The 12,655-nt window shown below is 57.6% G+C and carries 14 protein-coding genes; 7 read left to right on the top strand and 7 right to left on the bottom strand.

The features are described 5' to 3' along the window. Nucleotides 1-9 precede the first annotated feature (9 nt). The 7 genes from QKE19_RS07165 to QKE19_RS07135 form a co-directional block, all read right to left on the bottom strand. Entirely contained in the window at nucleotides 10-531 is a 522-nt protein-coding gene (locus QKE19_RS07165) for a hypothetical protein (protein WP_049172672.1), read from the bottom strand. Next, a complete protein-coding gene (locus tag QKE19_RS07160) occupies nucleotides 528-845 on the bottom strand; it encodes a hypothetical protein (protein ID WP_126107947.1) in 318 nt (105 codons plus the stop codon). Before QKE19_RS07160 ends, QKE19_RS07165 begins: the two co-directional genes overlap by 4 nt. A 92-nt stretch (nucleotides 846-937) precedes the next feature. Then, nucleotides 938-1,630, bottom strand: coding sequence for a metal-dependent transcriptional regulator (locus tag QKE19_RS07155; protein ID WP_049172669.1), 693 nt, complete (start codon nucleotides 1,628-1,630; stop codon nucleotides 938-940). A 3-nt stretch (nucleotides 1,631-1,633) separates the two neighbouring features. Continuing rightward, nucleotides 1,634-2,452 (bottom strand): metal ABC transporter permease, encoded by an 819-nt coding sequence (locus tag QKE19_RS07150; RefSeq protein ID WP_070549459.1) that lies wholly within the window; start codon nucleotides 2,450-2,452, stop codon nucleotides 1,634-1,636. Continuing rightward, nucleotides 2,445-3,275 carry a metal ABC transporter permease gene (locus QKE19_RS07145; RefSeq protein ID WP_070549457.1) on the bottom strand — a complete coding sequence of 277 codons (831 nt, stop codon included), beginning with the start codon at nucleotides 3,273-3,275 and terminating at the stop codon, nucleotides 2,445-2,447. The genes QKE19_RS07150 and QKE19_RS07145 overlap by 8 nt, the downstream gene beginning before the upstream one ends. After that, nucleotides 3,265-3,960, bottom strand: coding sequence for an ATP-binding cassette domain-containing protein (locus QKE19_RS07140; protein ID WP_179078165.1), 696 nt, complete (start codon nucleotides 3,958-3,960; stop codon nucleotides 3,265-3,267). The genes QKE19_RS07145 and QKE19_RS07140 overlap by 11 nt, the downstream gene beginning before the upstream one ends. Further along, a complete protein-coding gene (locus tag QKE19_RS07135; RefSeq protein WP_347890695.1) occupies nucleotides 3,957-5,087 on the bottom strand; it encodes a metal ABC transporter substrate-binding protein in 1,131 nt (376 codons plus the stop codon). The genes QKE19_RS07140 and QKE19_RS07135 overlap by 4 nt, the downstream gene beginning before the upstream one ends. A gap of 275 nt (nucleotides 5,088-5,362) precedes the next feature. Between QKE19_RS07135 and arsC the strand changes: the two genes are divergently transcribed. From arsC to QKE19_RS07100, 7 genes are all read left to right on the top strand, one after another. Further along, complete coding sequence (gene arsC, locus QKE19_RS07130; RefSeq protein WP_347890694.1) at nucleotides 5,363-5,707, top strand: arsenate reductase (glutaredoxin); 345 nt, start codon at nucleotides 5,363-5,365, stop codon at nucleotides 5,705-5,707. Nucleotides 5,708-5,904: 197 nt separating this feature from the next. After that, complete coding sequence (locus tag QKE19_RS07125; protein WP_049189323.1) at nucleotides 5,905-7,302, top strand: MFS transporter; 1,398 nt, start codon at nucleotides 5,905-5,907, stop codon at nucleotides 7,300-7,302. A gap of 142 nt (nucleotides 7,303-7,444) precedes the next feature. After that, the gene (locus QKE19_RS07120; protein ID WP_083307897.1) at nucleotides 7,445-7,612 is read left to right on the top strand and encodes an antitoxin; all 168 of its coding nucleotides are present in this window, start codon (nucleotides 7,445-7,447) and stop codon (nucleotides 7,610-7,612) included. Nucleotides 7,613-7,753: 141 nt separating this feature from the next. Beyond that, on the top strand, nucleotides 7,754-8,851 hold the full coding sequence (locus QKE19_RS07115; protein ID WP_224784253.1) for an iron ABC transporter permease: 1,098 nt from the start codon (nucleotides 7,754-7,756) through the stop codon (nucleotides 8,849-8,851). Next, on the top strand, nucleotides 8,848-9,708 hold the full coding sequence (locus QKE19_RS07110; protein ID WP_049193616.1) for an ABC transporter ATP-binding protein: 861 nt from the start codon (nucleotides 8,848-8,850) through the stop codon (nucleotides 9,706-9,708). The genes QKE19_RS07115 and QKE19_RS07110 overlap by 4 nt, the downstream gene beginning before the upstream one ends. A gap of 84 nt (nucleotides 9,709-9,792) precedes the next feature. Further along, entirely contained in the window at nucleotides 9,793-10,818 is a 1,026-nt protein-coding gene (locus tag QKE19_RS07105) for an ABC transporter substrate-binding protein (RefSeq protein WP_070603308.1), read from the top strand. A gap of 117 nt (nucleotides 10,819-10,935) precedes the next feature. Continuing rightward, nucleotides 10,936-12,654 (top strand): ABC transporter ATP-binding protein, encoded by a 1,719-nt coding sequence (locus QKE19_RS07100; protein ID WP_246822228.1) that lies wholly within the window; start codon nucleotides 10,936-10,938, stop codon nucleotides 12,652-12,654. Nucleotide 12,655: the final 1 nt, after the last annotated feature.

The following is a 12,655-nucleotide window of genomic DNA, read 5'->3' as shown; positions in this document are numbered from 1 at the left end:
GGCGCGTTACTACAGCTCGCGACGAGCGTTCTGATACGTCTTCGTCAGCGAGCACCACAGCTCGTCGGCATCAGAGATGGCTTCCACCAGCTCCCGGTTGGTCATAGTTTCGCGCTGCTCGCGCAGTCGGTTGTTTAGCTTCCGGGCACGAGAGAGCTCACCGCGTAGCTCGATGAGCTCCGGCGTAGCCTCACCGGAGGCAAATACATCCTTGTAGATGGTGCCGACACCCATTGTGGTGTTCACATTGTCCCAGGCAGTAAGGATTGCGGTGAGCTGGTACTCGGTGTCCATGGCAATCTGCTGCAGCTCCGCGTGATTACGCTCGGCGAGCTCGTGCGCCTCAGCACTACGGCGCACACCGGCCCAAGCCTGGTATGCGATGAGAATCGCAAGCACCAAACCCGCCACTGGCAATGCATATTGCAGAATCCACAGCGTGACACCGAAGAGCTGAATAATCAGGCCAAAAAAGAAAAATACGACAATGACCGTCACGCACCCGTTGTCGGAGCCTGAACGTTTACTCACCGCGGTGTCACCTCCGCCGCAGCATTCAAGATCGCATCGGCCCCCAGGTGGCTGGCGTAGCCAAGTCCAATGGCTGCTGCCAGAAGGAGTATTGCCAGCAGCGTATAGACGATTGCCTCTTTGACAGTGCTAGTAACCGCAATGCGCTGCTCTTCGTAGTCAACCAGGGCACGCATGTCTTTGGTCGAGGCATTCAATCGACGTTCGAGGTCAACCATGTGTTCCTGCTGCTCGGCGCGTGAGATAGCGATGGCATTCAACGGCACATCAACACTCTCGACACTGGCATATGCCTGCCGACGAGCACTCTTCACGCTGTCGAACGACACTGACGGTGCGGGTGGCACTTTCGTCGGCCCAGTGAGATTCCGCGACACCTTATAGTAAGAGCGCGCTGCGGCTCTCGTCAGTTGGTTGTTGGAGTCGCCTTGATTGCCCATAGTGCCGAGTCTGCCACATGAATTTTCTTTGGCTCGTTATCGCCCACCTCATCGATGATGGCGAAGACATGCATACCTGCATATGGTGCGGCTTCGGCTCGGAGCACGGTCCCCGGGCCTACCCCTGATGTAGCCAAATAGCGCAGCAATTCAGGATCGGAGTCGTTAATACGATCGACTACCACCATCGCGCCAGCTTCGATATCCGTCAGGTCAGTGCGCACTGCGCTGGCGATGGTACCGCTGGCGCTGGGAATTGGATCGCCATGCGGATCGCGCTCAGGGAATCCCAGCATTGCATCAATGCGACTAATGAAATCATCCGAGACCGCATGCTCAAGCTTTTCAGCTTCCTCGTGAACCTCATCCCAGGTGTATCCCAGAGTCGAGACCAAGAAGCTTTCAATAAGCCGGTGGCGACGCACCATGATCAGCGCAATATCCCGCCCACGGTCCGACAGGCTAATGCCCCGGTACGGCTCGTGGTTGACAAGTCCACGTGCAGCTAGCTTCTTCACAGCTTCGCTGGCGGTGGGCTTCTTTTCACCCATCCGCTCAGCGACGTCGCCTAGTGCCACTTTTTCACCGGTGCGCTCGTGCAAATCCCAAATGACCTTGAGGTAGTCCTGGGTCTTTGCTGGTAAATCCTCCACGTGCATTCTTTAAACTCTAGCGTTATTGCGTGTTGCCGCAATCTTGAGGGGGACATAGAAACAACCGGCGCACACGCCAATACAGCCACCAACTGACAAGTTCGCCGCCACCGCAATGAATAGCCCCACCAGGCCAATCGCGATACCCATCAATGGTGCTAACACGAATAGCAAACGGGTATCGTTCACTACCCCAACCAGCGCAGCTGCCGGGGCAGCCAACAGCGCGATGGATAAAATCGTGCCGACAGCCGGAATCAGCGCCACCAGAGTCAACACAATCAGCCCGCTGATGACCAACTGTGCTCTTCTCCTCGAATGCGCGACCCCGAAAGACTCCGGATCGAATGTGAAGTAAATCAGCTGGCGCCACCGAGCCACCAGCACCAACGCCACCAGCAGCAAGAGCCCACCCGACAGCGCAATATCAATCTTGTTCACGTTGAGTACGCTGCCGACCAGGAAACTCTCAACCTTCACCGGCAACGGGGCGAACCACTTGTTCAGAAAGTAGCCCAGCGCGAACCCGAATGTCAGCACAATTCCCGCCGCCGAGGACGTCGTCCCCACCTTCGACAGACCGAACAGGGCCCCAATCGGAATGCACATCAGAAATGCCCCGATAAAGAGGAACACCGAAATCCACGAGTGGCTCAGGCCGAGCGCTGCCGCAATAACAACGCCCACCACCGCGCCGGGAAAAGTCGCATGTGTAATCGCTTCTGCGAAGAACACTTGTTTGCCCAGCACCGCGAGTACCCCCACCACGCCGGCCAATGCGCCGACCAATATCAGCTCGATGATTGGCAAAATCAGGATGCTAGACACGGTCGCCTCCCATCACGCCGCGCAGTCCCAGTGCCACGAAATACAGTCCCACCGAGGTCAGCGCGACGACTGCCTGAGGCGACACCGGCCCCAAAGGCACCAGTGCCAAACCAACGATTCCGCTGAGACAGCCCACTGCAATCGCAATCGGCACCATCACATGCACTCGGCGAGTCAGCAGTCTCGCCGCCGCTCCCGGCACGACCAGATATCCGACTACCAGCAACACTCCCACTGCGCTTGCCGACGACACCACCACCGCAGCAATCGCCGCGTTAATGGTGAGGTCGATGCCCCACACATTGACGCCTGCGGCTTTGGCACCGAAGCGATCAAAGGCAACAAACACCTGCTGGCGCCAGGTCACTGCGATAAGAACCAAGGCGATGGCACAGACAATTAGGGCGCTGGTGAGACGGGAGTCGGTGACTTCCAGCAGTCGCCCGAACATGAGCGCTTCCAGCTGTCCTGACTGATCACCTTTCTTCAGCGAGAGGATCACGCCAATGGAAAAGAAGCTGGTCAGTACGACTGCCACTCCGGCTTCCGACATGTGCGAGCGCGATACCAAGGTCAGTGCTACTGCCACTACCACCGCAAATGCCGCGGCCACCGGGATAATCATGTCGATGCCGCCGAATACGGCACCGGCCACAATTCCGGGAAAAATCGAATGCACCATGGCCTCGGCATTGAACTCGAGACCACGAAGGTTCACGATGACACCGACCAGGCCAGAGACCGCCCCGAGGGCAATCAGCAGCACTAGTGGCCTGAACATGAAAGGCGCGATCCCAAGCGCATTCGCAAGCTCAGTCCACATAGGCTGGCACCAACTTCGAGGTCGCACCAAAAGCCGGCTGTTCTGCCACGATTAATGTGTTTTCGCAGGTCTCTTCAGCAAGCACGAGATCATGAGTGGCCGCAATGATCGCCGTGCCATTTTCCTTCAGTTCGTTGAGGAGATTCAGCAGCATGGCCCGATTTTCAGTGTCGAGGCCGTTGAACGGCTCGTCGAGAAGCACAAGTTGCGGACGTGCGACGATGGCGCGCGCCAACAGGACGCGTTGCTGCTGACCACCGGAGAGGTTGCCGAAACGATCAACGGTGCGGTCGGCAAGTCCGACTTTGGCTAGCGCTGCGTGGATGCGTTCTTTGCGGTGTCCAAGCGGTTGGAAGGGGCGCAGTTCGCGCAGAACTCCCATGGCGACGACATCGAAAGCCGTGACCGGAAAAGTGCGATCGAGGTCTGCCGACTGCGGGACGTAGGACACGATCTTCGCGTTATTGTGCATCTCACCAGCGAGGAGACGAGTCCCGCCCAAGATTCCGCGCAGCACGGTCGTTTTTCCAGAGCCATTGGCGCCGATGAGTGCAAGCCCGGTGCCCGGCGCGACGCTGGCGGTGATGTGGCTGACGATGGGTACCGCCGTGTAGCCGAATGAGGCATCGCGGAGCGTGACTATGGGATCGGCAGACATGGGGTTGGCTAAGTGGTTGAGGCTCACTTGATGCCCTCTGGCAGGGGTGCGACGGTTCCGTCCCATGCCGTCACGACCTGAGTGACGTTGTGGATGATTGAACCAATGTAGGTCTCGCCGTCACTTCCGGCCGGACCTAGCGAGTCGCCGTAGAGTGCGTCCTCACCAACGATGGCCTTGACACCCGCGGCCTTGGCAATCGCCTCAATTGACTTCGAGTTGTTCGAGTTTTCCGCAAACAGCGCGGTTGCACCCGAGTCCTTCACGGTCTTTGCCGCCTCGGCGATATGCGCGGCCGTGGCATCCTGCTGCTCGTTGAAATCAGACAGCGCTGCGCCGATGAAGTTGATATTGAACTCGTGGGAGAAGTATCCAAAGGCGTCGTGGCTGGTAAACAGTACAGGGTCCGACACAGTGGCGATGGACTTATTTGCCCACTCATCCAGCTGATCCAGCTTCTCCTGGTAGACCGCAACGTGGTCGGCGATGGTGGACTTCAGCTCATTGTCACCACGTTCCTCGGCGACCTTTTCCAGGGCGTAGCCGATGTTGGCAACCTGAATCTTGGCGTTCTTAGGCGAGGTCCATACGTGCGGATCGAAGCGAAATTCCGCCTCCTCACCGGGCTCTTCCGGCGGGAATGGCCATGGGGAGACATCAATCTTTTCCACACCTCGGTCAATGGTGTAGTTACCATTCTTCGCCTTCTCTGGCGGCAGTGGCTTGGTTTTGTCCATATCCTTGGCCGCCTTCATGGCATCTACGTCACCTGCAGTGAGAACGCCACTGGTCACTGCCATCGTTCCGGAAAAGCCCGAGGACTCAATCGCCTGGTCCAGGAAGTGCTCCAGATCGACTCCGTTGACGAACAAGAGATCCGCGTTACCAGTCTTGCTCAGCTGCTCATGGGTCATTTCCAACTCATGAGCCGTTGCATTCGGCGCCAACAGGCAGGTCAGATCCACTTCATCGATGTCCAGCTGCTTCACGTAATCACAAATCTGCGTCGTGGAAGCCACGACGTTGATTGGGTTCTCGCCGCTGGCTCCCTCACTGCCATCGCCACACGCTGCAAGGCCAGCGCCCGCTAGCAAAATCGAAAGGCCCGCACACATGGACTTAGCTGATCGCGAAAGTTTTCCGGAAATTGTCATGTTGGTGTCCGCTCTTGATTGTTTGTTATTGCTTTACGACGGCTACGCTGACCGGCCGCTTCAGTAAATCTGGTCACCTTAGGGGCGGTTGGAGCGCACTTCGCCGTTCATCTATCACGTGTGAGAGTAAACCTAACGACAACTATTTTCAACCTATTGAACTTAAGTGTTGTTGGCTTTACAGCCTTTCAGGATAAATAATGAACAAGGTCTCACCCCATACAGTTACACCGCTCCATCAACCGCCACACCACAACATCAGCCATGATGGAGACATGGAAGCGAAGATCTACCACAACCCCCGCTGCTCAAAGTCCCGCCAAGCTCTCGCAGTACTACGCGAGGCCGGAATCGAGCCGGAGATCATCAAGTACCTAGACACTCCTCCAACCAAGACCAAGCTGCGCTCGCTAATCGAGGCGGCCGGCCTGAGCGTCATCGATGCCGTGCGCACCAAGGAAGCAGAGTTCAAGGAACTGGGACTCTCCAAGGACTCCAGCGACGAGGAACTGCTGGACGCAATGGTCACACACCCACGCCTGATTGAGCGCCCGTTTGCCGTCACCAATAAGGGGGTAAGGATGGCTCGCCCCACCGAGGCCATTAATGACATTCTCTAGGCAGTGACAAGCATTAATTGCTTTTACGCCAACCCCTCTCAAAGACCTCCAAGGCCGGGAGGTTAATGCCCCGTTAATAGAGACTGAAGTCTCTGTAAACTCAACGCTGAAACGATAAAGCTCCCCGCCTACTGCCCTAACCACCCGCACAGGTTGCATTAGAGGCAACGGCGGCCTTCAGCGAAAGGACTGTCATTATGAGCAGTCAGAGGCTCGGCTGGCTCAGCGCACCCGGCCCAGCAGCTCCCCTCCCCGAGGAAAAAATTGCCCCGACCTACCGAACCTGGCGATTCAACGTGTTCATGGGCATCTTCATCGGCTACGCGGGCTTCTACCTCATCAGAAATAACATCCCCCTGGTGTCCGCCGTACTGGAAAAGCACGACCTACTTGGCGCAGCCGGAATCGGCATCGTAGCCAATGCAGTTCTGTTCTCCTACGGCCTATCCAAATTCTTCATGGCCATGCTCTCCGACAGAGCCAATGCCAGGTACTTCCTCCCGCTTGGCCTAGCACTGTCCGCGGTCGTAAACCTCTTTGTTGCGTTCGTCCCAGCCATCAGCGCCTCCGTTGCAATATTCGCGACAGTCATGTTCATCAATGGTTGGTTCCAAGGCATGGGTTGGCCGCCCTCTGGACGAGTTGTCGTCCACTGGTTCTCGACATCCGAGCGTGGCACTTTGATGTCGATCTGGAACACTGCCCACAATGTCGGCGCCGCCGTCGGCGGTGCTCTGGCAGCCTGGGGCTTGCATTCGTTCGCCACTTCCGACGCCGACTGGACTCCCGCATTCTGGCTACCGGCAATTGTCGCGCTCGTGATTGCCGCCATCGCATTCCTGCTGATTCGAGATAACCCGCAATCCATGGGTCTGCCTCCGGTAGAGGAATACCGGAACGACCCGGACAAGGTCGAAGGAACTAATGACGAGGCACAAGAACCCTGGTTCACAATCGTCAAGAACCATGTTCTTACCAATCCGGTTATCGTCATGCTGGCGCTGGCCAATGTGTTCGTCTACGCACTCCGTTACGGAGTTCTTAACTGGATTCCGATTTACTTGACAAACGAATTGCACAAGACCAACGTCACGGGCGGAATCATCGGATTCATGCTCTACGAGGGCGCAGCAATTGTGGGCACCTTGCTGTGCGGATGGGTCTCCGACAAGGTCTTCAAGGGTTGGCGCTCAGGCGCCGGCATGCTCTTCCTGGTCGGCACCGGCATCACCATTTTCGCGTACTGGCAGCTACCCGCTACGGCACCATTGTGGATGTTCTACGTGCTCATCTCTCTGATCGGCGCACTCATTTACGGTCCAATCATGCTCATCGGACTGCAGGCCATCGACCTCTCGCCTAAGTATGTTGCGGGAACCGCAGCTGGTTTCACTGGATTGTTTGGATACCTTCTCGGCGCAACACTCGCCTCGACTGGTGTCGGCCTCTTGATCGACTTCGCAGGCTGGAATGTTACATTCGCAACCCTCATTGGCGTTGTCGCTATAGCGTTTGTCCTCATGATGTTCGTCGGCAAGTACGAGCGCGATGTCATGCACAAGGCAGATGAAGCCCGCACCAAAACAGCTCAATAACTGTCGGCCACGGTGTAGCTAGTCGAATCTCAACTTCACTCCGTGGGGCCAATACGGTCGCAAGGTCGCCAATTCATCGGTACACTCTATGTCACAAACGAAAAAACGCGAGTAGACATTACGAATGGAAGGAGACTTCACCATGGGACTTATGGACAAGGCCAAGGAAGCACTGAGCAACGAAGAGAACACCGATAAGGTTCTGGACAAGGCTGAGCAGCTGGGCAAGGAGAAGCTCGGCGAGGACAAGGCCGACCAGATCAAGAAGGCTCGCGACATGGCAGACGAGCGCCTGGGCGACAAGAAGTAAGCTACAGAGCTTTTCACCCCGCATTAGCACCCCACTTTCACAGGGGAGCTGGTGCGGGGTTTTGCTGTCCTTAGGAGATCCCACAGGACCGCTGACACGCCTTTATTGACAATTATTTTCACATTGTCCATCATTAGCCACGTGAAAACTATTGTCGATAGAGCTTCTCTTCCGCGTACTCGAAACCAAAAACTTCGAGCCCGGCTCTTCGGCTTTCTGTTTTTCCTGGCCGTCCCCGCCACAATCCTCTTGGCAATCTCCATCGGCCCCGCGGGAACAGGTTTCAGCAACGGCATCGTCGCACTGCTCACCCCGCTCATCAATACGCTTTCCGACGACCTCTCAGCTCTCAACCACCTCCTGCCAGAGATATCCCCTGCCACGCAATCACTTGTCTGGAGCATCCGGCTGCCCCGTGTCCTGTTGGCGGGGCTGGTCGGTGCCTCGCTCGCTGTCGCAGGCGCAACCATGCAGGCAGTCTTTCGCAATCCACTGGCGGAACCCGGTGTTACCGGTGTCTCCTCCGGTGCAGCAGTGGTAGCCGTTATTCTCATCGTCACTGGCGTGGCCGCGAAAGCGCCGTGGGTCCTCTCGGCAGGCGCATTCATAGGCGCGTTGCTGGCTGTCATATTTGTCCAGATCGTCGCCGGTCTCAATGGCGGCAGTGGAGCCACCCTGTTGCTCGTCGGCATTGCGCTCAATGCGTTCCTCGGCGCAGTCATCGCCGCCACCATCGCGAACGCGCCACACAGCGATGACGCACAACAGGCCATGTTCTGGCTCAACGGCGATTTAACTGCTGCCAATTGGCAGGACATTGCGCTGGCAGTCGGCCCCATTACCGTCGGCACGGTTATCCTGATGATGCTCATTCCCGAACTCAACCTGCTCCTCCTCGGCGAAGAACAGGCCGCTGCCACTGGTATGCGCACAGTCTGGATCCGGCAACTGCTACTCGCCCTGGCTGCTTTAGTCACGGCAGCGGGCGTCGCTGTCACTGGCGTTATTTCCTTTGTCGGATTGGTCGTCCCGCACCTGATTCGCCTTGCCATCGGCCCCGATCACCGCAGCCTGCTGCCCATTTCTATGTGCCTCGGCGCAGTATTTCTCATTCTCGCCGACCTCGTCGCCCGCAGTCTCTTTTCCCCAGTTGCTCTGCAAACTGGCACAGTCACCGCGTTCCTTGGCGCACCTGCGCTACTCGCGTTGATTCTTCGGCAAGGTGGTCGCCAGTCATGAGTCAGCAGACGCAAAATCTCACCGACCACGTCACTAAGCCAGACACCGACAGCACCGCGCTGCTGCGGGCTACCGATCTCAGTGTCGGTTACCGCAATCGGACCGTCGTAAGTGGCGTGAACCTTGCTATTCGACCTGGCGAAGTCCAAGGCATCATCGGCTCCAACGGCACCGGAAAATCCTCCTTGCTCCGTGCTATGGCTGGCATTGTGACACCGAGTTCGGGGCAGGTTGAGCTCCTCGGCGCGCCGCTGACGAAGCTTCGTGCCCACGAACGCGCCACTCGATTGGCGTACCTGCCGCAGCACACACCGGCCGATACTGCTATTGACGTTCGAACTGTCGTGGCACTCGGCAGGTACGCGCACCACCGTCGGCGTGACCGTTTCCGCAGCTCACTAAACTCCACGGACCACGACATCGTCGCCTACGCTCTCGACCGCGTCGGTGTCACCGCACTCGCCGACCGCCCTATCACAGCTCTGTCCGGCGGGCAGCGGCAATTGGTGTTCATCGCAAAGCTATTGGCACAACAGGCCAAGGTCATGCTTTTCGACGAACCCACTGCGGCCTTGGACATCGGGTTTCAGCTGGAAATCCTCGAGCTCCTCGGCGAGCTTGCCGACGAAGGCCACGGTATCGGAGTCGTCCTTCATGACCTCAACCTCGCGGCCCGCAGCTGCCACCGGCTCAGTGTGATTCACAACGGCGGATTGGAAGTCACTGGTTCCGCCGAAGAAGTGCTGACGCCTCCCCGAATAGATGCGATTTATCGCATCTCCAGCGCTGTCGATACGGATCCGCATACCGGTTCGGTGCGAGTGACGGCGTTGGCTCGGGCTCGCCCGGCTGACTGATTGCGGCTAACTGATTCCAGCTAGCGATAACGCAACCGAAAACTTTCCCAACAATCAAAACTCAACACTCAAGGAAGTACTTTCGTGTTTTCACCAACTTCTCCTATCTCTGCCTTGAAGCGAAACTCTAAAAAGACCTTCGCTCTGCCGTTGATTGCAGCACTGCCGCTCGCAGCGGTGGTCGCTTGTTCCACTTCGGAGGAGACGGCGCAGCAGCCGTCGTCAAGCGAAACTTCGACAAACCAGCAGGCGCAGTGGCCGCGTACTGTGACCGTCGGCGACCACGACGTTACGGTGCAGAGTCAGCCGAAGCGCATCGTTGCACTGTCGACCGAGGTTGCGGATCTGGCGTTGGAGCTGGTTGGGCCGGAGCGTGTCGTAGCCGTGACGAAGAATGCTCTCGATGAGAGCTCGGGTAATCAGGTTGAGCTGGCGCGTCAGGTGCCTAACGCGATTGCCAACTCGACGAAGCCGGATCCGGAGCAGATTCTGTCCTATGAGCCGGACATGGTGTTGATGACCAGCCGCCATGATCAGGAGCAGTCGGCAAGTGAGCTGCTGGGTGCCAGCGATGTTCCGACCGCGGCGTTTGCCAGCAGTGATTTCGCCTCGCCGAAGGCGCTGGCAGAGTCGGTGACCAAACTCGGCAAGTTGCTCGGAGCCGAAGATAAGGCGGCTGAAATGGTTGCCAAGATTGAATCGGAAACCGAAGAGATTCTCTCGGAAATTGATTCCACAACTAAGCCAAAGACGCTGGTCCTGTTTGCCCGCGGTGGTCAGAAGATGATTATGGGCATGCAGTCGGCGACGACGAATCTCGTTGAGCTGGCCGGTGGCGAGCCGATCTCGCCAAAGGGCAAGCGTCCGGGTGCCGTTCCCGCTGATCCGGAGACAATTGTGCAGCTGAATCCGGATGTCGTTTTGATCCAGGATTTCCACGGCCAGGGCAAGGCTCCATTCCAGGAATTGCTGGATAATCCGGCGCTTGCCGACGTCGCTGCGGTCAAGAATGATCGAGTGCAACTAATTGATGCGAAGACGACCTCTGGCACCGCCGGAATGCACATGCCCGATGGACTGCGTGAGATCGCTGACGCACTGGCTAAATAGAAGATAGGTTTTCACGTCGCTATGTGGATTCATGAAGCACTGACTTCCCCACCCCGCGGAATGCACTGGGTTTTGTTATCCAGCTGGGGGCGCAGCTTTTTCTTCGCTCTCAGTGCCGTGTCTCTTGGACACGCGCTCGATGCTCTCAGCAGTTTGTACGGCGGTGTCGCAGACACCAGTGGCGGCAACTGGTTTGGGCAGTGGGGACTTCATGAATCCCTGTCCGCTGCAATTGTGGCGGTCATTCTGGGAAGCCTCTGTGCTTATGTCACCGAGGCATTGCCACCACGGCTTGCTGGCGAGCAGGAAAAGCTGTGGCGCTCACATGTGGTTGGCAGTGTGCTGAAGCCGGAGTTTTCCGCTCCTGAACAAGCCCCGAAGCACGCGCATGGAAGAGGGCACGGTGGCGGGAAATCCGGTCACTCACACCGAAGCGCGTCCAACACTGGCGAAGGCCTACTCTTCGATGCCGCGACCACAAGCGTCGAACAGACCGCGAACTACCGAGCGACATTTCTCGCTCCCACGTTGGCCTCGTTTAGTGCTCCACTGATCATTTTGGCAATCTGGGCTTTGTGGGTGGATACGAAAACCGCCTTGTGGCTGGCACTATTTTTCATTTTCACGCCGTTGATCATTATTGGCGCTGGAAAGATTCTGCGGAAATCCAATGCGACGTATCGCCGAAAGCAAGCGAAGGCCACGCATGCCTACTTGGAGATGCTCGAAGGGCTGGGAACATTCAAAGTTCTTGGAGCAATTGATCGAGTCATGGCACGTTTTGCCAGCCAAACTCGCACTGCGATGTCTGAGCTCACCGCCCTGCTCGCCCGCAATCAGCTGATGATCATTGTCAACGACGCGGTTTTTGGCATTGCAATGTCGACTGCAGCAATCGGCCTTGTCCTGCTGCGTTTGCAGGCAGATGCGATCAGCGTTGGCACAGCTCTCGCAGGCGTTTTCCTATCCGTTCTGCTCTATGAGCCCGTGAATCGCGTCGGCCGCACTTTCTATATCGGACTCGGCGGTCGCACGCATCGAAATGGAATTGTGGAGGTATTCGGCGAGCCTGCCGCTGAAGCGTTCACAGCCGGAACAGCGCATTCCACCAAAGCCACCGCACCGCACGCACCGGAGATTTCCCTCCGCGATCTGAGCGTTGACATCGGCGAAAAGCGCATTCTCTCCGATATCAACCTGACAATTCCAGCCGGCAGCAGAGTCGGCATCGTTGGCCCCAGCGGTTCTGGAAAGAGCACACTCCTGCGTGTACTCGCAGGCCTCCAGCCGCATTCCGGGGAAGTCTGCCTTGACGGCGACGCGCTTTCGACCCCGGAGTTGCTCGCCAACTCGCTGCTCATCTCCCAGCAGCCAGCCATCTTCGGCACCACCGTCGCGGACAATCTTCGCATCGCATGCCCGGACGCAACGGCCGTCGATATGCGAAAAGCACTTCGCGACGTGCACTTACTCACTGAAATCGAGCAGCGCCCTGGTGGTCTCGATTCGGAGGTCGGCGATCAGGGCAATTGGCTCTCAGGCGGGCAACGACGCCGCCTGGCCATTGCGCGTGGTCTGCTCGGCGCCGCTCCGATTGTGCTTCTCGACGAGCCGACAGCGGACATCGATCGTCGGACGGAAGGTCTCATCAAGGAGTCCTTGACCCGCCTTGCTGAAGGACGAACGAGCATCATGGTCGCTCACCGCATGGAAGCGCTATCGGACGTTGATCTGGTCATTGTCGTCGCCGAAGGCCGGATCGTGGCTGCGGGCAAACCCGACCAACTGAGCACAAGCAATGAGTATTACGCACGAGCGCTGACCGAGGAGAGCTGAC

This window comes from Corynebacterium sp. c8Ua_99 (assembly GCF_039907185.1).
Lineage (GTDB): Bacteria > Actinomycetota > Actinomycetes > Mycobacteriales > Mycobacteriaceae > Corynebacterium > Corynebacterium jeikeium_D.
Note: the sequence above shows the minus strand (reverse complement) of the source record. Positions and strands in the feature narration are given on the sequence as shown.

Coding starts and splice junctions, on each gene's coding strand:
- QKE19_RS07155 (WP_049172669.1), bottom strand. CDS start 1,630: ATGCACGTGGAGGATTTACCAGCAAAGACCCAGGACTACCTCAAGGTC.
- QKE19_RS07145 (WP_070549457.1), bottom strand. CDS start 3,275: ATGTGGACTGAGCTTGCGAATGCGCTTGGGATCGCGCCTTTCATGTTC.
- QKE19_RS07135 (WP_347890695.1), bottom strand. CDS start 5,087: ATGACAATTTCCGGAAAACTTTCGCGATCAGCTAAGTCCATGTGTGCG.
- arsC (WP_347890694.1), top strand. CDS start 5,363: ATGGAAGCGAAGATCTACCACAACCCCCGCTGCTCAAAGTCCCGCCAA.
- QKE19_RS07125 (WP_049189323.1), top strand. CDS start 5,905: ATGAGCAGTCAGAGGCTCGGCTGGCTCAGCGCACCCGGCCCAGCAGCT.
- QKE19_RS07120 (WP_083307897.1), top strand. CDS start 7,445: ATGGGACTTATGGACAAGGCCAAGGAAGCACTGAGCAACGAAGAGAAC.
- QKE19_RS07110 (WP_049193616.1), top strand. CDS start 8,848: ATGAGTCAGCAGACGCAAAATCTCACCGACCACGTCACTAAGCCAGAC.